This window comes from Streptomyces sp. NBC_00154, from assembly GCF_026342835.1.
GTDB lineage: Bacteria > Actinomycetota > Actinomycetes > Streptomycetales > Streptomycetaceae > Streptomyces.
In genome coordinates, this window is the sequence record NZ_JAPEMI010000001.1 from 6,703,978 (window position 1) to 6,726,515 (window position 22,538).

At 69.7% G+C, this 22,538-nt stretch carries 15 protein-coding genes and 4 pseudogenes; 9 read left to right on the forward strand and 10 right to left on the reverse strand.

Features of this window, described 5'->3' with window-relative positions; translation table 11 throughout:
- The first annotated feature begins 91 nt into the window (after window positions 1-91).
- Window positions 92-1,075: a GDP-L-fucose synthase gene (locus tag OHA03_RS29995; RefSeq protein ID WP_267006855.1), complete on the forward strand. Its 984-nt coding sequence runs from the start codon at window positions 92-94 to the stop codon at window positions 1,073-1,075.
- 116 nt (window positions 1,076-1,191) lie between these two features.
- On the opposite strand, the gene OHA03_RS30000 is transcribed toward OHA03_RS29995, so the two are convergent.
- Entirely contained in the window at window positions 1,192-2,742 is a 1,551-nt protein-coding gene (locus OHA03_RS30000) for a sugar transferase (RefSeq protein WP_267008208.1), read from the reverse strand.
- A 325-nt stretch (window positions 2,743-3,067) separates the two neighbouring features.
- Here OHA03_RS30000 and OHA03_RS30005 point away from each other — a divergent pair, with 325 nt between their 5' ends.
- A complete protein-coding gene (locus OHA03_RS30005) occupies window positions 3,068-4,333 on the forward strand; it encodes an FAD-binding protein (RefSeq protein WP_267006856.1) in 1,266 nt (421 codons plus the stop codon).
- 51 nt (window positions 4,334-4,384) lie between these two features.
- Here OHA03_RS30005 and OHA03_RS30010 read toward each other — a convergent pair whose 3' ends face one another.
- Both OHA03_RS30010 and OHA03_RS30015 read right to left on the reverse strand, forming a co-directional pair.
- Window positions 4,385-5,380 (reverse strand): MASE1 domain-containing protein, encoded by a 996-nt coding sequence (locus OHA03_RS30010; protein WP_267008209.1) that lies wholly within the window; start codon window positions 5,378-5,380, stop codon window positions 4,385-4,387.
- A gap of 66 nt (window positions 5,381-5,446) precedes the next feature.
- A complete protein-coding gene (locus OHA03_RS30015; protein ID WP_267006857.1) occupies window positions 5,447-6,277 on the reverse strand; it encodes a PP2C family protein-serine/threonine phosphatase in 831 nt (276 codons plus the stop codon).
- A gap of 319 nt (window positions 6,278-6,596) precedes the next feature.
- Here OHA03_RS30015 and OHA03_RS30020 point away from each other — a divergent pair, with 319 nt between their 5' ends.
- Both OHA03_RS30020 and OHA03_RS30025 read left to right on the forward strand, forming a co-directional pair.
- The gene (locus OHA03_RS30020; RefSeq protein WP_267006858.1) at window positions 6,597-6,896 is read left to right on the forward strand and encodes a DUF1876 domain-containing protein; all 300 of its coding nucleotides are present in this window, start codon (window positions 6,597-6,599) and stop codon (window positions 6,894-6,896) included.
- Window positions 6,897-7,037: 141 nt separating this feature from the next.
- Window positions 7,038-8,150, forward strand: coding sequence for an XdhC/CoxI family protein (locus tag OHA03_RS30025; RefSeq protein WP_267006859.1), 1,113 nt, complete (start codon window positions 7,038-7,040; stop codon window positions 8,148-8,150).
- A gap of 122 nt (window positions 8,151-8,272) precedes the next feature.
- Here the strand turns inward: OHA03_RS30025 and OHA03_RS30030 are convergent.
- The 3 genes and pseudogenes from OHA03_RS30030 to OHA03_RS30040 form a co-directional block, all read right to left on the reverse strand.
- Window positions 8,273-8,971: pseudogene (locus OHA03_RS30030) on the reverse strand (pectate lyase); the annotation flags it as partial.
- A gap of 78 nt (window positions 8,972-9,049) precedes the next feature.
- A pseudogene (locus OHA03_RS30035) lies at window positions 9,050-9,589 on the reverse strand (RICIN domain-containing protein); the annotation flags it as partial.
- A gap of 300 nt (window positions 9,590-9,889) precedes the next feature.
- Entirely contained in the window at window positions 9,890-10,069 is a 180-nt protein-coding gene (locus tag OHA03_RS30040; protein WP_267006860.1) for a hypothetical protein, read from the reverse strand.
- Window positions 10,070-10,221: 152 nt separating this feature from the next.
- On the opposite strand from OHA03_RS30040, the gene OHA03_RS30045 reads away from it, so the two are divergent.
- On the forward strand, window positions 10,222-11,487 hold the full coding sequence (locus OHA03_RS30045; RefSeq protein WP_267006861.1) for an IS701 family transposase: 1,266 nt from the start codon (window positions 10,222-10,224) through the stop codon (window positions 11,485-11,487).
- A 167-nt stretch (window positions 11,488-11,654) separates the two neighbouring features.
- Window positions 11,655-12,293, forward strand: a complete 639-nt coding sequence (locus tag OHA03_RS30050) for a DUF6629 family protein (RefSeq protein WP_267006862.1) — start codon at window positions 11,655-11,657, stop codon at window positions 12,291-12,293.
- 51 nt (window positions 12,294-12,344) lie between these two features.
- On the opposite strand, the gene OHA03_RS30055 is transcribed toward OHA03_RS30050, so the two are convergent.
- Both OHA03_RS30055 and OHA03_RS30060 read right to left on the reverse strand, forming a co-directional pair.
- Complete coding sequence (locus OHA03_RS30055; protein ID WP_267006863.1) at window positions 12,345-14,045, reverse strand: acyl-CoA dehydrogenase family protein; 1,701 nt, start codon at window positions 14,043-14,045, stop codon at window positions 12,345-12,347.
- A gap of 76 nt (window positions 14,046-14,121) precedes the next feature.
- Window positions 14,122-14,733 (reverse strand): TetR/AcrR family transcriptional regulator, encoded by a 612-nt coding sequence (locus tag OHA03_RS30060; protein ID WP_267006864.1) that lies wholly within the window; start codon window positions 14,731-14,733, stop codon window positions 14,122-14,124.
- 467 nt (window positions 14,734-15,200) lie between these two features.
- Between OHA03_RS30060 and OHA03_RS30065 the strand changes: the two are divergent.
- A pseudogene (locus OHA03_RS30065) lies at window positions 15,201-15,653 on the forward strand (lamin tail domain-containing protein); the annotation flags it as partial.
- A 299-nt stretch (window positions 15,654-15,952) separates the two neighbouring features.
- On the opposite strand, the gene OHA03_RS30070 reads toward OHA03_RS30065, so the two are convergent.
- Complete coding sequence (locus tag OHA03_RS30070) at window positions 15,953-16,081, reverse strand: hypothetical protein (RefSeq protein ID WP_267006866.1); 129 nt, start codon at window positions 16,079-16,081, stop codon at window positions 15,953-15,955.
- Between the two features lie 79 nt (window positions 16,082-16,160).
- Entirely contained in the window at window positions 16,161-18,230 is a 2,070-nt protein-coding gene (locus tag OHA03_RS30075; RefSeq protein ID WP_267008210.1) for a SpoIIE family protein phosphatase, read from the reverse strand.
- Between the two features lie 411 nt (window positions 18,231-18,641).
- Here OHA03_RS30075 and OHA03_RS30080 point away from each other — a divergent pair.
- Together OHA03_RS30080 and OHA03_RS30085 are read left to right on the forward strand one after the other, a co-directional pair.
- Window positions 18,642-18,976 (forward strand): annotated as a pseudogene (locus OHA03_RS30080) (rhamnogalacturonan lyase); the annotation flags it as partial.
- A 175-nt stretch (window positions 18,977-19,151) separates the two neighbouring features.
- Complete coding sequence (locus tag OHA03_RS30085) at window positions 19,152-22,508, forward strand: S8 family peptidase (RefSeq protein ID WP_267006867.1); 3,357 nt, start codon at window positions 19,152-19,154, stop codon at window positions 22,506-22,508.
- Window positions 22,509-22,538 lie beyond the last annotated feature (30 nt).

Here is a 22,538-nt window from a genome sequence, read left to right on the forward strand (position 1 = left end):
TGAGAGGCGGTTGGTTCACCGAAATATCGGAATTTGCGTGATCTGCGGCAAAACGGCACCGCGATGTACAGCTGCTGGCACAATCCGAGCCATGACGACTGATCTCCCCGGCCCTCCCCAGGAATCCGTCCGCCCCCTCCTACGACCCGGCGCCCGCATATTTGTCGCGGGCCACCGCGGGCTCGTCGGCTCGGCAGTGGTGCGCCGCCTCACTGCCGAAGGCCACGAGGTGATCACCCGCGGTCGCGACAGCCTCGATCTGCGCGATGCCGCACCGACCGAGGCCTTTCTGCGTGGCATCCGCCCGGACGCCGTGGTGCTGGCCGCCGCCAAGGTCGGCGGAATCATGGCCAACAGCACGTATCCGGTGCAGTTCCTCGAGGACAACCTGCGCATCCAGCTGAGCGTGATCGCCGGTGCGCATGCCGCCGGGGTCGAGCGGCTGCTCTTCCTCGGCTCGTCCTGCATCTACCCCAAGCGCGCCCCGCAGCCGATCCCCGAGGACGCCCTGCTCACCGGCCCGCTGGAGCCGACCAACGAGGCGTACGCGCTGGCGAAGATCGCCGGCATCGTGCAGACCCAGTCGTACCGGCGGCAGTACGGCGCCTCGTACATCAGCGCCATGCCCACCAATCTCTACGGGCCCGGCGACAACTTCGACCTGGATTCCTCGCATGTCCTGCCCGCCCTGATCCGCCGGTTCCACGAGGCGCGACAGGGCGGAGCCCCCGAGGTCACCCTCTGGGGTTCCGGCAGCCCCCGGCGCGAGTTCCTGCACGTCGACGACCTGGCCGCAGCGTGCCTCCTGCTCCTCGAACGCTACGACGGCGACGAACCCGTCAACGTCGGCTGCGGCGAGGACCTGACCATCCGTGAACTCGCTTCCACCGTCCAGGACGTGACGGAGTATCAAGGAGGGGTCGCGTGGGACACGTCGAAGCCCGACGGCACCCCGCGCAAGCTTCTCGACATCTCCCGACTCTCCTCTCTCGGCTTCAAACCGCAGATCCCGCTGCGCGACGGCATCGCCCGCACCTACGCCTGGTGGCTGGACCACCGGGGCAGCGGCCGCTGACCGCTCCCGGTTGTTCCGCCGGGACCGGGCGGCCGCCGCAGCGCGACGGCCGCCCGCCCGGCCGGCCCCGCACGGCCGGCCGGTGTTCACTTCTCGCATCCGGTTCCCCGCCGCTCTCAGTACGCCCCGCGGCCGTCGGTGACGGCGCGCAGCGTACGGGCCATGAGCCCCAGGTCCGTGGCCACCGACCAGTTGTCGACGTACCACAGGTCGAGCGAGACGGTCTCCTGCCAGGACAGGTCCGAACGTCCGCTGACCTGCCACAGGCCCGTAAGCCCGGGCCGGACCGCGAGCCGCCGGAGCTCACGCTCGTCGTAGCGGGACACCTCCTCCGGGAGGGGCGGCCGCGGACCCACCAGCGACATGTCGCCCCGGATTACATTGAGCAGCTGCGGCAGCTCGTCGAGCGAGGTCCGGCGCAGGAACCGGCCGATCCGGGTCACCCGGGGATCGCGGCGCATCTTGAACATCGGACCGTCGTTCTCGTTCGCCGTCGCCAGCTTCGCCTTGTGCGTTTCGGCGTCCTCCACCATCGTGCGGAACTTCCACATGGTGAACGGCTGGTTGTGCTGCCCCTGACGGATCTGGCGGTGGAACACCGGGCCGTCGGAGGTGAACCGTATTGCCGCCCCGATCAGGAGCAACAGCGGTGTCAGCAGCACGAGTCCGAGCGCTGCACCGGTGCGGTCCACCGCGGCCTTCAGCGCCATCTGCGGCCCCCTGCGCAGCGGCGGCACGATGTGCAGCAGCGTCAGCCCGGCCGCGGAGGCCGGCCGCACCCGGCCTGCCGCGATGTCCGAGAGGTCCGACAGCACGGACAGCTGGAGCCCTCCGTCGTGCAGCCCCCAGGACAGGCGTCGCAGCCGTTCCCCGGACAGCTGCGGTCCGGGCACGACGAGCGCCAGATCCGCGTCCTGGGCGAAGGCTCCGCCCAGGACTGTGGTCACGTCGTCGTCGGCCGGGGCGGGTGCGAGCCGGCCCGGCACCGGAGCCTTACAGCTCAGTGACGCCGTCCCGACGGGTATGGCGGCCACCACGGTGTAGGCGTGGTCCGTACGGGAACCGAGCAGCTGCACCGCCCGGTCCACCCCCGGCGCCTCGCCGACCACCAGGACCCGGTGCACGGCACGCTGTCGCCGTCCCGGCCAAGGGAGGTGACGCACCGTCGACACGGCGACGGTCACCAGCAGGCCGGGCACCAGCGCCACGACCGCGGTCACCGGCTGGACCTGCTCCCTGAACACGGTCGCGAGCACGGCCAGCACGCCGATGAGCAGCAGCCAGTCCCCGGGAGCGGTCAACGCGCCCCTGAAGCCCCCCGACCGCCGGTCCGCGTACCGGCCACGCACGGCCCGGACGCCGGTCCACACCAACGAGGCCACCCCGGCGGCGAGTTGTGCCCGCGGCTGTCCGTAGGTGCCCAGTACGAGCCAGGCCGGTATCCCCAGGCCGAGGAGATCGGCGCAGATGATGAGCGGCAGGTACCGGCCCGGTCTTCTCTTCGGGCCGGGCCGGTGGTCAGAACGGTTGCGCCGTACGGTCGGGGCACTCCACAGCTGTTCGAGTTCCTTGCTGTGAGGCCGGTTTGAAGCAGTCCGCGGACGTGGCGCCTCCGCCAGTCCCGCGGGTCCTGATATTTCGGATTCGGGTAGCTCGACATGCCCCATGAACCCCCCAGTCACAGTTGCATCTCCACAAACGGGACGCATCCGCCGATCCCGTGGACTGACGGATGCGCCCTCGCTCGGTGCACGATATCCACACACGTGCCATTTCGCTGGAGTTCTCGTGAAGTTCAGAACGCGAGCTACCGCTTGGGCCTCGTCCCGATCCGAGTCGGATCACAGCGTCTTGTGCGTGGCTGTTGGTGTTTGGGTGGTTCCGTGCTGGGATTGTGCGCGGACATGTCACCACCTCATACGATCGCTTCCGCGTCTGGGAGACTGGTCCGGAAGGCGGCGAGGGCCGGCCACGAGGGAAAGAGGGCGTGCGGTGACTCCCGCGGAGAAGAACTGGGCCGGAAACATCACCTTCGGAGCGCGGCGGCTGCGTACCCCCGGCTCGGAGGCCGAGCTGGAGGAGATCGTCGCCACCGGAACAAAGGTACGGGCGCTGGGCACCCGGCACTCCTTCAGCACCGTCGCCGACACGGCCGGGGACCTTGTGTCGGTGGCCGGACTGCCCCGCACGGTCGACATCGACCGGGAGGCGGGGACGGTCACCGTCAGCGCGGGACTGCGCTTCGGGGAGTTCGCCGGTGAACTCCACCGGAACGGCTTCGCCCTGCACAACCTGGGGTCGCTGCCGCACATCTCGGTGGCCGGCGCCTGCGCGACCGGAACGCACGGCTCCGGCGTGGGCAACACCTCGCTGGCCGGTGCGGTCCGGGGGCTGGACATGGTCACGGCGGACGGGACCACCGCGCGGCTGACCCGCGGCGACGCGGACTTCCCCGGAGCTGTGGTCGCGCTGGGCGCCCTCGGCGTGGTGACCCGGCTGACGCTGGACCTGGTGCCCGCCTTCGACGTACAGCAGTGGGTCTACGAGGATCTGCCGCAGGCCCGGATCGGCGACCGGGGCGGATTCGACGAGGTGATGTCGGCCGCGTACAGCGTCAGCCTCTTCACCGACTGGCGGGGCGGCCCCGTCAACCAGGTCTGGCTCAAGCAGCGGGTGGGTGCGGACGGGCCGGCGGAGGCGCCGGCCGAGTGGCTCGGCGCGAGGCTCGCGGACGGTCCGCGCCACCCGATCCAGGGCATGCGGGCCGAGAACTGCACGCGGCAGCAGGGTGTTCCCGGCGCATGGCACAAGCGTCTGCCGCACTTCCGGCTGGAGTTCACCCCGAGCAACGGGGACGAGCTGCAGTCGGAGTACTTCGTGGCACGGAGCGACGCCGCGGCAGCCTTCGCGGCGCTCGACCGGCTCCGGGACCGGATCGCCCCGCTGCTGCAGATCGGCGAGATCCGCACCGTGGCCCGCGACGACCTGTGGCTGAGCCCCGCGAGCAGGACCGACGCGGTGGCCTTCCACTTCACCTGGGTGCAGGACATCGCCGCCGTCACGCCGGTGCTCGGGGCGATCGAGGAGGCACTGGCACCGTTCGGCGCCCGCCCGCACTGGGGCAAGGTGTTCACCACCGCACCCGAGACGCTGCGCACGCTGTACCCGCAGTACGCCGACTTCGAGAAGCTGATGGCCAGGTCCGACCCGACGGGCAAGTTCCGCAACGACTTCCTGGACCGCCACTTTCCGCAGTGACGCCGGGCGAGGGGCGCGCGGAGGTGCAGCCGGGGACCTGGCCGCCTGGCGTCAGTAGCCGTCGCGTCTGTCCTTGGACCGCGACGGCCACGCGGTCGCCGATCTGCCCGGCGCGAGATGTTCCACCACGTCGGCCAGCTCCACACAGGCCTGCTCGATCCGGCGCCGGATGTCCATCTTCTCGGTGACGATCGCCGCCAGCAGCAGCCCGGTCAGCGCCACGGAACCATTCAGGACCGCCAGGTTCAGCATCACCTCAAGGACGGTGTGACCGGCGAACGGACCCACCGCCTCCCCTCCCGCGATGATTGCCAGGACGGACACCAGCAGCGCACAGGGCGCGCTACCCGCCAGCTGGAAGCGCAGGGCGGCCCAGATGAGCAGCGGGAACACCAGATAGAGCATCGACAGTTCGCTCCGCGTGGCCACCAGTGAGACCACGAGGGAGACGACCGCCAGTGCGGTCGCCTCCAGCCATCTGTCGTCGGCCCGGGGCAGCCGCGCCTTGCGCATGACGAGCATCAGCGGGGTGACCACGAGCACCCCCATGGCGTCCCCCGACCACCACGCCGCCCAGACCGGCCAGAAATGGCCTGCGGGCAGCTTGCCGTCGAGTACGAAGAGCACGGTGCCGGCGGTCGCGCTGATCAGCATTCCGGCCATCGCGCCGAGGAAGACCAGGACGACGCCGTCGCGCAACCGGTCCAGCTCCATCCGGAACCCGAATCTGCGGAGCATGAGGTACGAGCAGACGGGCGCCGCGGTACTGCTCATCATGATCCCCCAGTCGGAGAGCATGACTGTGTCGGAGAGCGTGACGATGTTGAGCAGGGAGCCGAGGGTGATGCCGGGCCAGACGCCGATGCCGAGGTACAACAGGCAGCCCAGAGCGATTCCTGTCGACGGCCAGAGCGGGGTGACCGTGGCGCCGTGGACGGTCACCTTTCTCAGCAGACCGATCTGACCTGCCCCGTAGTAGCCGGCGGCGACGACCAGGATGCGGAGCACGGCTGACGCCGTACGTCTGGTTTCCTCGCTGCGGATCACAGACCTCATCAGACACCGCGGCCCGGGACGCGCGGCTGCGTGACACGCTAGGCCCGGCCCCCCCAGTCACCCGGAGCCGGCGAAGCCTTTGTGGCGCAGGACCAGGACGGCCGCGTCGTCCTGGTGACCGGTGCGCTCCGCCGTCTGCATCACCTCGTCGGCCAGCGCCTCGGCCGACGCCGAGGCCCGGGCGGCGACCAGTCGCACCACCGCGTCCAGCCCCTCGTCGATCGGGAACGAGGGCCCTTCGACGACTCCGTCCGTGACGAGCACGAACGCCCCCGGGGCGGTCAGCGGGTGCCGGCTGACCGGATACTTCTCCGCCGCACCGACACCCAGCGGCAGTCCGCCCGCGTCCTGTGTTATGCCCGACCGTCCGTCGGTCGTGGCCCAGACGGCCGCCACATGTCCGGCCCGAGCCGTGCACAGTTCCCCGGCGTGCGGGTCGAAACGGACGAAGGTGCAGGTCGCCAGGAGGGTGGAGTCGATGGACAGCAGCAGATCGTTCGTCCGGCCGACGATCTCGCCCGGATCGGCGGTGGTGGCGGCGATCGCCCGCATGCCGATCCGGATCTGCCCCATGAATGCGGCGGCCTCGACGTCATGGCCCTGTACGTCCCCGATGGCGAATCCGAGTGTGCCGTCCGGCAGTGGAAAGCCGTCGTACCAGTCGCCACCGATGTCCAGTCCGCTGCGGGCCGGTGCGTAGCGGGCAGCAGTCTGCAGGCCCGGGAGCGAGGGTAGGCAGGCGGGAAGCAGCTCCCGCTGCAGCGCCTCGGCCAGCTCCACCCGAGCCTGATGCAGCTGGACCTCGTGACGTGCCCGGGCGGTGAGTTGCTGCAGCGTGGTGAGCAGCTCCTCGGCACTCGCGGAACGGTGAGGACGACGCCGGTTCATGGGCCGCTCCACACTGCATTCGTTCGCGAGCCGCAACACAGGGCTGATGTGGCGGGCGGATCCGGGACGCCTCCCGCACAGTCCCGTGGGCGCTGTGCGACTGGGCACTGTCCGGCGATGGCTTCCGTGGCAGTTGCCCTCTGCATCATATTTCGGAGCGGAAACTCCCGCAGGGTGAGCCACCGGTCACGGATCCCGTAGGGTCTCGGTGCGGCACCCGCCCGGAGCGCGCGAACCGGCCCTGCCGGGTGGATGCTGAGAGGACAGGACCGTGTCGTGGCGGCGCAGTGCGGCCGGACGCGGGTGAGGGAGGTGCGCGATGACACGCACGCTGGAGTGGAATGTCCACCTCGATCTCTCCGAGGAGAACGGTACGACCAAGGCCGAAGCCGTGCTGGACACCGGTTCCGAGAAACTCATGGGCCACGGGGTCGCCCGCTGCAACCCGCAGGACGTGGACATCCCCACCATCGGTGACGAACTCGCGGCGAGCCGTGCCATGAAGGATGTCGCGGGTCAGCTGATGAGAGCGGCCGATCGCGAAATGGAGGCGGTGGGCGCCGGACCCACGAAGGGGCCCCTGGGCAAGCCGTACGCCTGGACGGATGTGACGAGCTGAGGCCGTGGGCGGCAAGGCGTACGGCCTCACCGGCCGACGGCACATCCGTGGACGCCTTCGTCGCGGGACACAGCCTGCAGGCTTTCCGGACGCCGCCCACGGCAGGTGTCGGCGGCGAGGCAGCTGTGGGCGGTGCTCGTCATGCGTGAGATCCTCCCGGCGCTGAGCCGCTGGTACGCCTCCGGAGAGCCGTTCGGGCTCGCCACCGTCGTCCATGTCACCCGCAGTGCGCCCCGCGGCCCCGGCGCGGCGATGGCGGTGGGCCCCGGTGACGAAGTCGTGGGCAGCGTCTCCGGCGGCTGTGTCGAGGGAGCCGTCTTCGACCTGGCCACGGAGGTCGTCGAGACCGGCCGGGCGCAACTGCGAACCTTCGGCTACAGCGACGAGGACGCGTTCGCCGTCGGGCTCACCTGCGGCGGTGAGGTCACCCTTCTCGTACGCCCCGTTTCGGCCGCGACCGACCCCGCGTTCGGCGCGGTCGCCGCGTCGGTCGCCGAACACCGTCCGGTGGTGGTGGCCACCGTGACCGACGGCCCCGCCCCGCGCGGCGCCGCGCTCGCCGTATGGCCGGACACCGTGTCCGGTTCGCTCGGAACCAGCGGCCTCGACGCGGCTGTCACCGCCGACGCACGGGGCGAGCTGGCCCAAGGGGCAACGGGTCTGCGCCACTACGGTCCGCGCGGCGAGCGCCGTGAGGACGACGTCACGGTGTTCCTGCACTCGTTCGCCCCGCCCCCGCGCATGCTCGTCTTCGGTGCGATCGACTTCGCCGCGGCGGTCGCCCGGATCGGTGCGTTCCTCGGCTACCGGGTCACCGTCTGCGACGCACGCCCGGTCTTCGCCGACCCCCGGCGGTTCCCTGACGGTGCGGAGGTGGTCGTCGACTGGCCGCACCGCTATCTGCGTTCCACGGACACCGATGAGCGGACTGTCATGTGTGTGCTCACGCACGACCCGAAGTTCGACGTCCCCTTGTTGGAGGTGGCCCTGCGCTCCCCGGCCGCGTACATCGGCGTCATGGGCAGCCGTCGTACTCACGAGGACCGTCTGGCGCGGCTGCGGGAGACCGGCCTGGGCGAGACGGAACTGGCGAGACTGCGCTCGCCCATCGGCCTCGATCTCGGCGCCCGCACTCCCGAGGAGGTGGCCGTCTCGATCGCGGCGGAGATCGTCGCACTGCGCTGGGGCGGCACCGGCGCTCCCCTCGCCGACACCGCCGGGGCGATCCACCGGCCGCGACCGAAGTCCGTGTGAGCTGTCGGCGACGGAACCGCAAGCGTCCGAGCCGGTCGCGGCCACGGCCTGCGCCGGTGAAGGAAGAGGCCCGCCCCGGTTGCCGGGGCGGGCCTCTTACGAGTGTTTCGGACCTGGCTACGTCAGTCGATGTAGGTGATGTCCGAGGGGGAGTAGATGCAGTTGGTGCCATCCGCTCCGGTACCGATCTTGGTGGGCTCGCCGCTCGTCACACCCTTGTACTTGGTGCAGATGTCGATGTCGGCATCTGCGTCGTCATAGATCGTGATGCCGGAGAACCGGGCCGTGTCACCGTAGTTGGTGTTGATGCCCACGATGCTGTCACCCGGTGAGGTGACCCAGACGTTCTGCACCTGGACGTGCCGGCCGTACATCGTGGAGCAGTTGCCGCACGAGCGGTACAGCTTGCCGAAGTCCTCGACCTGGAAGTTCTTGATGATCAGGGTGCCGGCGCCGTTGTGCTGGAACACCTTGTCGTCCGCCAGTCTCGCGCCGCCGCCGTCGACCGTGCGGACCAGCGACGAGGAGCTGCCGAGAAAGGTTGCGGCGTCCTCGCCCACATCCTCCCACCACACGTTCTTGAGCGTGCAGGCGCCGAGGCAGTGGACGCCGTCGGCGGCCGGGGCGCCGAGGACGACGTTCTGCAGCGTGGCACCGTCCGCCAGTTCGAACATGGCCGGCTGGTCCTCGTCCTGGCCGCCGCTGCCCAGGTCACCGCTGCCGTAGAAGCGCTTCAGGCCGCCGTCGTAGGTACCGGACACCTCGATGGTCGCTGCCACGGCCTGACCGCCGGTGGCCGTGGGCCATGCGGGCGGAGCCCCGGGGGTGGTAGGCGGAGTGGTGGGCGAAGTGGTCGGGGGAGTCGTCGGCGGACCGGTGGGGACCGAGCCCGCTGCGGTGAAGGTCCAGCGCTTGCTGGTCACCGAGTCGCAGGAGTTCTGCTGGACCGCGGCGCCGACAGCGGTCGAACTGTCCTTGTTGTTGAGGCACTTGCCGCCGTTGCTGTTGACGACCTGGTAGGTGTTGCCGCTGATCGGAGCGAGCGTCCACACCTGACTGGAGGCGCCGCTGCAGGTCTGCTGCTCGACCGCCTTGCCCGCACTGGTGGACGCGTCACGCACCCCGGCGCACTTGCCGCTGTGCGAGGCGGTCAGGGTGTAGCCGCTGCCGGAGGCCGTGAGCCGCCACGTCTGCTGGGCGGCGCCGGTGCAGGTGTTCTGGACGAGCTGGACGCCGTCGGAGGTTGCGGAGCTCGGAACCTCCAGACACAGTCCGCTGCCGGCGTTCGACAGGCTGTACGAGCCCGCTGCCGGGGCGGCCGTGGCCGAGCCGGTGGCGAACAGCGTTGTGAGGGCTGCGGCGATCAGTGAGACGACCGCGATGAACGAGGCGGCTGCCCGGCCGCCCCGCCGTCTGGCATGCTGATTCTCTGTGCGCACTCGGTGTTCCTTTCACCGCCTGCGGTGTCCTCCGCAGGCACCCATGAGGTGGTTGGTGCGGTGGTAAAGGCAATCCTTCGGCCAGGGAACGATGTTCCGTATTCTGAACCGAGTTCTTGTACGCGAACAGCGGTGACGGTACGTCAACGGGATCCGGCGGTCAATGAGTTGGTACGAACACGCCTGAGCGGGCGAGCGACCGCACCGGCGGATACTTGCCACCGACACCCTTACGGTCAGCCGTAGTTGATGGCTCCCGGTGTCAGAACACCGGCAGCGCCGCGACCGTCACTTTGTTCATCAGGAAGATCTGGTTCCCGCCCCGGCCGGACAACCGTTGCCCGCCGCCCGGCCAGATGTGCCGACGGGCGGGGCGTACGGAGCCCGTTCGGCCCAGCGGATCCGCCGGCTCTCCCGGTCGACGGCGCGCAGTGTGTCGTCGGCGGCGAGGACGTAGACGGTGGAGTCGTCCCCCGTCACCTGCGCTGACGGCCACGAGCCCAGCGAGTGATGTGCCGGAGGGACGTGTGGGCGGGGCGCCGGTCATGTTCCGTGAGGAGGCCCTAGTAGGGCTTGGTCAGGTCAGTTGTGGTGATGCGTGTCCTGTCGGCCCGGTGTGGCGTTGAGAGTGTGTGACTCCGGACGAGATTGCTGTGGTGCGTGTTGAGTTGGAGACGTTCGCGGCGGAGGTATTCGAGCCGTTCGCGCGCAAGGATCAGCGCCGGTGGGGGCAGGTCTATCTGCGGGGGCTGCTGACCGACGGCAAGCGTAAGTCGGTCGAGCCGATGGCCGCCCGCCTGGGTGAGGACGGGAACCGGCAGGCACTGGCCAACTTCATCACTACGAGTCCCTGGGACCCGGCACATATCCGGGCGAAGCTGGCCTGGCGGATGGAGGAGGCGATCGGGCCCGACGCTTTCGTCTTCGACGACACCGGGTTCCTCAAGGACGGGACGGCCTCGGCGTGTGTGTCGCGGCAGTACACCGGCACCGCGGGCAAGGTCACCAACTGCCAGGTCGGCGTCTCACTCCACCTCGCGTCCGACCACGCCTCGGCGGCGGTCAACTGGCGGCTGTTCCTGCCCCAGACCTGGGATCCCGTCTCACCGAAGGCCGATGCGGGCAAGGTCGCCCGCCGCACCGCCTGCGGGATCCCCGAGGATGTCGGGCACGTGGAGAAGTGGCAGCTGGCCCTGGACATGCTCGACGAGATCCGCTCCTGGGGACTCGAGGTGCCGCTGGCCATCGCTGACGCCGGATACGGCGACGCCGCCGCGTTCCGGCACGGACTGCAGGATCGCGGCCTGAACTACGTGGTGGGGATCTCCAGCACGCTGTCGGCCCAGCCTGCCGACGCGGTCCCGGTGGCCGAGCCGTACTCCGGGACCGGACGCCCGCCGGTGGCCAAGTATCCCGACAAGCCGCGGCCGGTGAAGGAGCTGGTCATCGCGGCGGGCCGGAAGGCGGCCAGGCCGGTGCAGTGGCGTGAAGGTTCCCGGTCCGGCACCGGCCGGTCGGGCCGCAAGCGGATGTACTCCCGCTTCGTGGCCCTTCGTATCCGGCCCGCCGGACGCGAGGTCCGCCAGAACGTCGACGGCCCGGAGCTGCCGGAGTGCTGGCTGCTGGCCGAATGGCCTGCCGGCGAGAGCGAGCCGGTGCAGTTCTGGCTGTCCGACCTGCCCTCCGGCATGCCGTTGACCACACTGGTCCGCCTCGCCAAGCTCCGCTGGCGCATCGAGCACGACTACCGGGAGATGAAGCAGGCCCTGGGGCTTGCCCACTTCGAGGGCCGGACCTGGGGCGGCTGGCATCACCACGTCACCCTCGTCTCCGTCGCGCACGCCTTCTGCACCCTGCGACGACTGACCCGGGCCCCAAAAGACCCAGCGCCGGCCTGAGCCTCTACCAGGTCATCCGCGAGTTGCAGACACTACTCGCGGTCTGGACCGGCGCTTGCCCCACCTGCCACCGCGACATACCCACACCGATACGAACCTGACCAAGCCCTACTAGCGTTGCCCGCGTCAGAGATCGACTCGCACAACTTCGGGGCCGGGGTGACTTCATGTGCTGGAGTGCGACGGCCGATCTGGTGGCCGGTTCCGGCATCGCCGCGATCGGAGTGGTCTGCGTCGCGCGCACCCGCCGGTCCCGCGATCTGCCGCTCGCGGCGCTGCCGCTGCTTCTCGGCGCCCATCAGATCATCGAGTCGTTCATCTGGCGCACCGGCGGCGGCACCGGCCCCGCCACGGTGGCCTGGGCCGTCATCGCCCTTCCGCTGCTGGCGCTCTGGGTGCCGTCGGCCGTGCTGAGCGCCGCGCCGCCGCGGACCCGGCGCCGGCTGATGCTCCCTGTCGTGGCCGGCGCCGCGACCGCCGCCTCCCTCGCGTACCGTCTGGCCACCCGTCCCGTGACCGCAGAGATCCGCGGTCACACCCTCGGCTACGTCCTCGACCTTCCGCACTCCGAACTGCTCGTCACGGGCTACCTCGTGGCCACGGTCGGCTCCCTGCTGCTCGCCGGTGACCGTCTGCTGCGACTCCTCGGCTTCCTCGTTGCCGTCGGGGCCGCGATCTGCGCGACGCTGTGGCGGCTGGAGTTCATCTCCACCTGGTGCGCGTTCGCCGCGGTGTGCTCGGTCGTCCTGCTCGGCTGGACGCACCGTCGGCCGGTGACCGCGCGGACGCCGATGCCGCATCGATGAGGGGAAGGGTTGGTGTCCCGGCCGATCGGCCGGGACACCATGCCTAAGCCCCTAGCGTCCGCCGAAGTGCCGCTCCACGATCGCGGCGGCGTCCGTGCCCCGCGGCAGGATGCCGTACTGGTGGCCGCGGTCCTCGCCCAGGCGGGCGGCGACGAAAGCCTCGGCCATGGGTGCCGGAGCATGCCGCAGCATCAGCGAGGACTGCAGGGCCAGCGCCATGGCCTCGACCGTCGCCCGGGCGCGCGTCTGTGCGGCAAGGGGATCGCGCAGGTCCTCGGCGAGCTCGCGATGTACCCGGCGCACATGCGCGTCGAGTACGGCACTGGCACCGGCGGTGGTCTCCAGCTCGGCCCAGAAGGCGTCCAGCGATAGTGGGGTCCTGGCGATGCCGCGGAGCACATCGAGGGCGATGACGTTGCCGGAGCCCTCCCACACGGCCATCACCGGCTGTTCGCGGTAGCGGCGGGCCAGTGGCCAGTCCTCGGTGTAGCCGTTGCCGCCCAGGCACTCCAGTGCCTCGTAGGCGTGGTGCGGGCCGCGCTTGCAGATCCAGTACTTGGCGACTGCCGTGGCCAGTCGGCGGAACATGGCCTCGGACTCGCCGCTGCCCGTCTCGTACGCCTGGGCGAGCCGCAGCGAGGTCCAGGTCGCGGCCTCCGTCTCCAGGGCCAGATCGGCGAGGACCGCCGTCATGGCCGGCTGGTCGACCAGCCGGGCACCGAAAGCGCTGCGGTGCTCCGCATGCCAGATCGCCTCGGAGACCGACTGGCGCATGCCCGCAGTGGTGCCCAGGACACAGTCCAGCCGGGTGTGGTTGACCATCTCGATGATGGTGGGAACGCCACGCCCCGGCTCACCGACCCGCACCGCCCACGTGGAGCCGAACTCCACCTCGGAGGAGGCGTTCGACTTGTTGCCGAGCTTGTTCTTCAACCGCTGGATACGGATGGTGTTACGGGTGCCGTCGGCCAGCACACGCGGTACGAGGAAGCAGGTCAGCCCAGCCGCGGCCTGGGCCAGAACCAGGAAGGCATCCGACTGCGGGGCCGAGAAGAACCACTTGTGACCGGTCAGCAAGTGGGCCCGGCCGTCGGGGTCGGAGGCGACCGGGACCGCACGCGTGGTGTTGGCGCGGACGTCGGAGCCGCCCTGCTTCTCCGTCATCCCCATGCCGAACGTCAGCCCCGACTTGCTGCCCGGGGCGATCAGCCGCGGGTCGTAGGAGCGGCTGAGCAGACCCGGCAGCCAGTCCTGGCCCACTTCGGGGTCGCGCTGCAGGACCGGGACCACGGCGTGCGACATGGACATCGGGCACGCGTGGCCCGGCTCGACCTGGGCGAAGAGCATGAACGACGCCGCCCGGGCCACCGCGGCGCCCGGCTTCGGGTCGGCCCACGCCGCGGTGTGTGCGCCATGACGCACGGCCGCGCCGATGATCTCGTGGTACGCCGGGTGGAAGTCGACCTCGTCGACGCGGTTGCCGTACCGGTCGTGGGTACGCAGCACGGGCGGGGATGTGTGGGCGAGCTCCGCATCGGTCTGGAACTTCGCGGAGCCGACCAGGCTGCCGATCTCGTGGAGTTCCGGCTCGTGCCACGCCGCGCCGAACGTCCGGACGGCCTCGGCGAGCGGCTGATTGGTGCCGTACTCGTCGAGGCCGGTCCGGGGCGGCGCCTGGTTGGTGACCTCATGGGTGGGGTGCGGTGCGGGAGTCTCCGGCCGGAGGCCGGTCGGGGATGCGGTGGCGGTCATCTCGGGGGTTCCTGTCTGACGTCGGCTGCCTGGTCGGCCGGTACTGGGGAGTGACGGGGCGTTGCGGGGGAGCGGGTCAGGTGCCGACAGCTCCCACGGCTCTGAGGCAGAGGGTGGTGATACCTGCCACGACCGGCTCCGGGTCGGTCCGCTCGCCCACCGGGGACAGCGGGCCGAGCAGCGCCTCGCTGATCGCTCCGATCACGGCGGCGGCAGCCAGCCGGGCGTTCTGCGCGGGCAGCTCACCCGCCTCGATCCCGGCCGTGATGACCGTCTCGGCGAGGGCGTGATAGCCGCGCCGATAGGTCAGCCGTTCCGCCTCGACCAGCGGATCGACGGGCTCGGCGAGCAGCGCCCAGGCCGTACGGGGCGTGCGCAGTGCCCGGAACGCGAACACCTCGACCAGGGCGCGCAATTGCTCGGCCGCCCCGCTCTTTGCGCCCACGGCTTCCTGTACCGCGGTGAGCTCATGGCCGGCGACATGCCGGAAGACCGCGGCCAGCAACTCCTGCTTGGAGGCGAAGTGGTTGTAGACGCTGCCGGTGGCGACCTGGGCGCGCTCGGCGAGCGCGGAGATGTTGGCCGCGGCGTATCCGCCCTCGGCCAGCAGCTGTCGTGCGGCGTCCAGCAGCCGCTGGCGATGCGCGAGCCGGGTCGCCTCGGTGCGGGCGGTGGGGCGGTAGGCCATGATGGTCTGAACCTCGATTCATAACTTTAGCTCCCACTGAACCACCGTTGCGCTCCCCGCGCAATGATCGGGAACGGCCTGCCGCGAACGGCTGGGAGTAGAACGCTTTCCTCATTCCTGCGGGTAACCGAAAAGTCGTTCGGGGTGGGATGTGGGGTGGCTGTTACAGAATTTGGCGCCCGTTGCGCAGGGTGAGCCGTCGCGCACACCGAGTGGCATGAGTGTGGGCGAAGCCGGGCGTACCGATATCGAACGGGTGGATGCAGCGGTCAGTCATTGACGGATATCAAGGGATCGGATGCGTGCCGAATGCAGGCGCGTGTGACAGAAATGTCTGCATTTCGTAACACGTATCGGGGCGTCTGCCGTGAATCGGGTGATCAGGCCAAAGTGTGCGTTCTCGGCATCACGCCGGGACCGAACAATGCTCGGACCTTGCGGTCCGGGCCAGCATCTGAGAGGTCTTCATGTCCCGTTCCGCACGGCGGTTCACCGCTTCCGTTCTCGCGGCCGGCGCCCTGGTGGCGGCCGCAGCACTCCCGGCTGCCGCCGACGACCACGGCCACGACCGCGGTCGGTACACCTCGTATTCGCCCATCGTGCTGGGGCAGATCCAGTACGACAGCCCCGGACGCGATGACGGCTCCAACCGCAGCCTCAACGACGAGTGGGTCACCGTCACCAACACCAGCCGTCAGACGGTCAACCTCCGTGGCTGGACGCTCAGTGACGAGAGCCGCCGCACCTACCGGTTCGACCTGCTTCTGGCCGGTCGCTCCTCGGTACGGGTCCACACCGGCATCGGCCGCGACAACGGCTACGACGTCTATCAGGACCTCCGCCGGTACGTCTGGGACAACCGTGACACCGCGATCCTGCGTGACAGCCGCGGCTATCTGGTCGACTCCGAGTCCTGGGGCCGCTACCACGTCGGCTATGGCTTCGGCTACGGCTTCGGCCTCGGCCACGATCGCGATCGCGGACGTGACAACAGGCGTGACCACGGGCGTGACCACGGGCGCGACAACGGGCGGGACCACGACCGTGACCACGACCGTGACCACGACCGTGACCACGGGCGGGACCACGACCGCGGGCACGACCACGATCGCGGCGGTCGCCGCTGACCCTCTGACGGCCGTTCCCTGACCCGGGAGCCGGCCCTCGCCTCTCGCTCGCGGCGCACCGCGGCCGACCCGGCCGCGGTGCGCCGCTCTCGTCATGGGCGGCCGACGGCCGCCTCGTCGGCGGACCGGTGTGCGACACGCTGCGCACACCACAGGGCGGGCCCGTCCGCCTTTTCGGCGAAGACGACCAGCCGCCGACCGCGGGATGTGTGCATGCCCATGCCCTCATGCTGCGTCTGCGCATGGCCGAGTGCGAGCGGAGGCGCGCGTGGTGCCCGCCCCGCGCCGGGCCCGGCTTCGTCACCCCGGGCCGGGGACCTCCTGCTCGGTCCAGAGCGCCTTGCCTTGCCGGCCGTACCGGGTGCCCCAGTGGGTGGCGAGCTGGGAGACGATGAACAGCCCGCGCCCGCCCTCGTCGACGGTCCGGGCATGGCGCAGATGCGGTGCCACCGGGCTGCTGTCGTGGACCTCGCAGGTCAGAAACCGGTCCAGAATGAGCCGCAGCTGCAGGGGTGGGGTGCCGTAGCGGACGGCGTTGGTCACCAGCTCGCTCACGATCAGCTCGGTCGCCTGGACCGTGTCGTCGTCGAGCTCCCAGCCGTCGAGCCGGTCGCGCACGAGGGTACGCGCGACGGCGGGGGTCGTTCGGTCGTGGGCCAGTTCCCACGTGGCGACGCGGTCGGGCGGCACCGTGCCGGTACGCGCGAGGAGGATGGCCGCACCGTCGGGGACGGTATCGGCCGGCAGGGTGTAGACGACGCCGTCGCACAGCTCCTGCAGAGCGCGGTCGGGGCGCGCGAGCGCGTTCTGTATCCGGGTGGCGGACGCGTCGTCCGGCAGCAGGGCGCCGGTGGCGAACGCCAGGATGCTGCCCTCGTCGAGTTCGAGGGTGGCGGTGGCGAACGGGGCGCTGTCGGCGGCGAAGAGCGCAGGCCCTTCCGGTACGTCGACGGCGGGCGCGCTGCCGTCGGGTGCGATGACGATCGGCGCGGGATGCCCCGCACGGGCAACCGTACAGGTGCGGGTGAACGGGTCGTAGACCGCATAGATGCAGGACGCTTTGAGCGACTCCCGTTGCAACGAGTCGCCCGGCGGCAGCGCGGCGCGCTCGTCGGCCAGGCGGTCCGCCGCGTCGTTCAGCCGGGCCAGGACCTCGTCCGGCTCGAGATCGAGACCGGCCAGAGCCTGGATGACCGTACGCAACTGCCCCATGATGATGGCCGTTTGGAGTCCATGCCCGCCGACGTCGCCGACGACCAGCGCGGTGCGGGCGCCGGACAGGCCGATGCTGTCGAACCAGCATCCGCTGTTGCGCCCGGGCAGCAGGACATGCGCGGTGTCGACGGCGACCCTGGCACTGTCGCCCTGCGGAAGCAGCCTGCGCTGGACCGTCGACGCGATCACATGGTCGCGCTCGTACCGGCGCGCGTTGTCGATGCTCAGCGCGACATGGACGGCCGCGGACTGCGCAAGCGTGATGTCGTTCTCGTCGTACGGATCCGATCCCGGGCACCGGTACAGGCTCACCAGCCCGAGGACCGAGCCGTGCAGCTTCAGCGGGACCACCATCAGTGAATGGGCCTCGAGGGCCTGGACCAACCGGGTGGTCTGCGGATCCGCGGCGAGCCACGGGGTGTCCGCGTCGAGTGCGACAATCCGGGGCTGCAGATCCGACACTGCCAGGGCGAAGGGGGTATGGGCGGGCAGCCGGCGCGTGTCACCGACAAGCCCGACCTGGTCGCCGACGCCCTTGACACCGTGAAGGGCGGCCCGGCTGACACCGCGAAGGGCGGCCCGGCGCAGCGGGACGTCCGGCCCCAGCGGGCCCATCGGAGGATCCGCACCGCGCAGCACATCGTCCACGACCTCGACCACGGCGAAGTCGGCGAACCCCGGCACAGAGGCCTCGACGAGTGCCTGGCAGGTGGTCGCCACATCGAGGGACCGACCCACGACCTTGAGCAACCTGGCCCGGTACATCGCACGGGTGCGAGCCTTTTCACGTTCGGTGACATCGACGACGGCGGCGAGCAGTCCGAGGACCTGCCCCTGTTTGTCGTTCAGCCGGAAGACGGTGACCGTATAGCTGCGGTTCGGGCCCGGCGCGCTCCTGATACGGCCGTGGACCAGCCGATCGTGCACCGGCTCACCCGTGTCCAGCACGCGTTGCAGCAGCTTCCCGGTGGAGTCCGGCCGGTCGAGATGGTACGCATCGGTGAAGTGACGCCCGATCACCTGCTCGGCGAGGTCGGCACCGGCCAGAGAGCTGATCCGTACCACCCGCAGCTGCGGATCGAGTACATGAAGGCCCACCACGGACTGGGTGAACAGCCTGTCGAGGAGCGCCGCGTCCAGACCGTCGTCCTTCATGGACGCGGGGACCGGTGCACCTGCGTCCGACACGGCGTCACCCCCATCAGGCTCTCCTCACCCCTGCGATTCGGCCACGTATGCGATCAGCGTCCGGGCTCCCGTTGCACCTCGCCACCGAGGAGCGGCAAACGAGTGCATCCACCGTCGTTACCCCGGACGAGCGACCCGGCCGCTCCTCCCGCCACACGCTCCGGTGCGGACACGGCAACTTTTCGGCGTCCGGCGGTGACTGACGTTACGTAACCCGCCCCCGGCCGGAAGGCGCGAAACCATGGCTCACCCGCATCACCGATCCCCCGCACCGGCCGGATGCGCCCTCTGTTCACCGCGCTGGCGGCCGGTGTGCCGGCCGTCACCGCCACGGTCGCCGGGAGAGAGACCTCACTGGCGGCGACGGCCCGGCAGGCCCATGTCGACAAGTACGGCACCTCCGCCGATACCCGGCTGCTGACCGGTGCCTCGGTCCACTCCAACAACGGCACCAAGGCGACTCCGTCACTGTCCGGAGACATCCTCGGCGACTGGGCGAAGAAGTGGTCTGGCCGACCACCGACAACACCGCGCTGCGGATCTACTCCACGCCGTACGAGACCGGTACGAAGATCACGACGCTGCTCCACGGCACCACCTACCGCACCACGCCGGCGTGGCAGAACACCGCGTACGACCAGCCGCCGCACCTGAGCTTCTTCACCGGCAGCGGGATGGCGACACCGCCACGGCCGACCGTCTCCGTGCCATGAGTGCCTATCCGTACCCATGGGTGCATTTCCGTCAACTCCGCACGCGTGTCGCGGAAATGTTCATACGTTCGGGTGTCGCTCGGTCATAATGCGTCGACCGGGGGGTGCGGAGACTTGTGCGTGACCCCGCGGAACTGGCGGTTCCTGAGGAACCACTTGATCTCCAGGGGGAGACTTGCACAGACATGTGAAGAGTGCGTGCGTATCCACCCTTGCCGCGGCAGCCGCCGTGGCGCTCGCGGCGGGCATGACCACCCCGGCCGTGGCGACAGTGGATCGCGCGCAGGCGAAGGCCACGGGCACACAGTTCGTGGCCCCGCACCACATCACACTCATCACCGGTGACCGCGTCTCCGTGGACGCCAAGGGCCGTGTCGTGACGTTCGAGCCCGCCAAGGGGCGCGAACACATACCCGTGGCCACGCGCATACGCGACGGGCACACGCTCCTCGTTCCGATCGACGCCCGGCGGCTGATCGCCGACGGCAAGCTCGACGAGCGGCTCTTCGACGTCACCGAGCTGAACCGTGCGGTGAACCGCAAGGCCCAGAAGGCGGGCCTGAAACTCATCGTCGGGTATCGGGGCGGACAGGCCGCCGCGGCCAAGGCAGAGGTCCGCGAAGCGGGTGGTACGAAGGTCCGCCGAACCTTGAAATCGCTGAACGCCGACGCGCTGACCACCCCGAAGAACGACGCCGAGGACATCTGGCAGGCGCTCACCAGCAAGCGCGCGGGCAGCGCCGAACGTGCCACGGCCTCCGGTGTCGACCGGGTCTGGCTGGACGGGGTGCGTCGGGCGAGCCTCGACAAGAGCGTGCCCCAGATCGGTGCGCCGGCCGCGTGGCAGGCCGGTTACACCGGCAAGGGCGTCAAGATCGCTGTCCTGGACACCGGTGTGGACGCCACCCACCCCGACCTCCAGGGTCAGGTTCTCGCCGAGAAGAACTTCTCGGCGTCGGCCGACGCGGTCGACCGCTTCGGGCACGGCACCCATGTGGCGTCCATCGCGGCCGGTACGGGCGCGAAGTCGGACGGGAAGTTCAAGGGCGTAGCCCCGGATGCCAAGCTCCTGAACGGCAAGGTGCTCGACGACAACGGCTACGGCGAGGACTCCGGCATCCTGGCCGGCATGGAGTGGGCTGCCGAGCAGGGCGCCGACATCGTCAACCTGAGCCTGGGCGGCGCCGACAGCCCCGAGATCGACCCGCTCGAAGCCGAAGTGAACAAGCTGTCGGCGGAGAAGGGCGTCCTGTTCGCCATCGCGGCGGGCAACGAGGGCGAGGGCGGGCCCGGCACGGTCGGCTCGCCGGGCAGTGCGGACGCCGCGCTGACCGTCGGCGCGGTCGACGACAACGACAAGCTGGCCGAGTTCTCCAGCCGCGGTCCACGTATCGGCGACGGTGCGATCAAGCCCGATGTGACCGCACCCGGTGTGGACATCACGGCCGCTGCCGCACCCGGTTCTGTCATCGATCAGGAGGTCGGGCAGAACCCGCCGGGCTATCTGACGATCTCCGGTACGTCGATGGCGACCCCGCACGTGGCGGGCGCCGCGGCGCTGCTCAAGCAGGAGCACCCGGAGTGGAAGTACGCCGAGCTGAAGGGCGCGCTGACGGCGTCCACGAAGCCGGGCGCCTACACGCCGTTCGAGCAGGGCTCGGGCCGGATCGCCGTCGACCGGGCCATCGGCCAGAGTGTCGTGGCCGATCCGGTTTCTGTCGGCTTCGGGGTGCAGCAGTGGCCGCACACCGATGACACCCCGGTCGTCAAGAAGGTGACCTACCGCAACCTCGGTACGACGGACGTCACCCTCGACCTGGCGGTGACGGCCACCGGCCCGAAGGGCAAGCCCGCGCCGGCCGGCTTCTTCACCCTCGGCGCAGACAAGGTCACCGTCCCCGCGGGCGGTACCGCCGAGGTACCGCTGACCGTCGACACCAAGCTCGGTGGCACGGAGAACGGCAGCTACTCCGCCTATGTCGTCGGCAGCGGCGGCGGCCAGACCGTCCGCACCGCGGCTGCGGTCGAGCGCGAGTCCGAGTCGTACACCGTGACGCTCAAGCACCTCGACCGGCAGGGGAAGTCCGCCGCGCTCTACGACACGAGCCTCGTCGGTATCTCCGGGGACGTGGCGGACGTGTGGCTGGACCCGAAGGGACCGACCGGAACGGTGAAGGTCCGTGTCCCCAAGGGGAGTTACGCGGTCAACACCGGCATCTATGTGGACCCGGAGGACTTCGCCAAGGGCACCGACTGGATTTTCCAGCCGAAGCTGAGCGTCACCAAGGACATCACCGTGACGCTCGATGCCCGGAAGACGAAGCCGGTGAACATCACCGTGCCCGACTCTTCCGCGAAGTCGCAGTTCGCTGCGGCGGACATCCAGATCGAGACCGAGCAGAGCGGCTACGACTTCGGCTGGTGGCTCGGCTCGTTCAAGGGGTTCCGCACCGCCCATGTGGGCGCGCAGGTGACCGACGGCTCGCTGTCGCAGTTCTGGTCCGGCATCTGGGCCAAGGGCTCATCGACCGGCTACAACGTCGTGCTCGGCGGGCCGGTGAAGCAGGTCGCGACCGGCTACACCAAGAACTTCACCACCGCTCAGCTCGCCAAGGTGAAGATCGGGCTCGGTGCCTCCGCGCCCGGGAAGACCGGTGGGCTCAACCCGTGGGGCTATGTCCCCGGAGCGTTCTCCAACGTGTCCGTCTCGACGGAGCAGAAGCTCCCCGCCACCCGCACGCTCTATCTGTCGGCAGCGAACAAGGTGAAGTGGAGCTTCGACTTCGAGCAGTACGGCGGGGTCGACTCCGAGGGCTTCCCGGTGACCGACGCGTTCTACACGCTGGGCGCGCCGCAGACCTTCGCGGCGGGCAAGAGCTACGGGAAGACCTTCAACACGGCTGTGTTCGGCCCGAGGATGGACAAGTCCTTCGGTCTCTTCCGTGAAGGAAACGACCTCATCGGTGTGCTGCCGCTCTTCGCCGACGGCAAGACCCATGCCGGTTCCTCCGCCTACACTTCGGTGAAGACGTCGCTGTACCGCAACGGCGCCAAGATCACCGAGAACGCGGACCCGCTGGACGGGCAGGGCTTCTTCAAGGTCCCCGCCGGTGACGCCGAGTACCGGCTCACTACCTCTGTGAAGCGATCCGCGAAGGTGGCGTCGGCGTCCTCCCGGATCGACGCCAGCTGGACCTTCCGGTCGAAGAAGACCTCTTCGGTCGCGCAGCTGCCGGCCTCCACGGTGCGCTTCTCGCCCACTGTCACCCTGGACAGCAAGGTCACTGCGGACAGGACTGCCTCCGTTCCGGTGAAGGTGCTGGGTGCTGCCGCCGGTTCGAACCTCAAGTCGCTGACGGTGTACGTCAGTTACGACGCCGGTAAGACCTGGAAGAAGGTCACTGTCAAGTCGGGCAAGATCTCGGTGAAGAACCCGGCCAAGGGGAAGTCGATCTCCTACAGGGCCAATGTCACGGACAAGAAGGGCAACAAGTCGTCCGTGTCGATCTACAACGCGTACTACGGGAAGTGACGGCGCTCAGCCGCTGAACTCCGTGTGAGT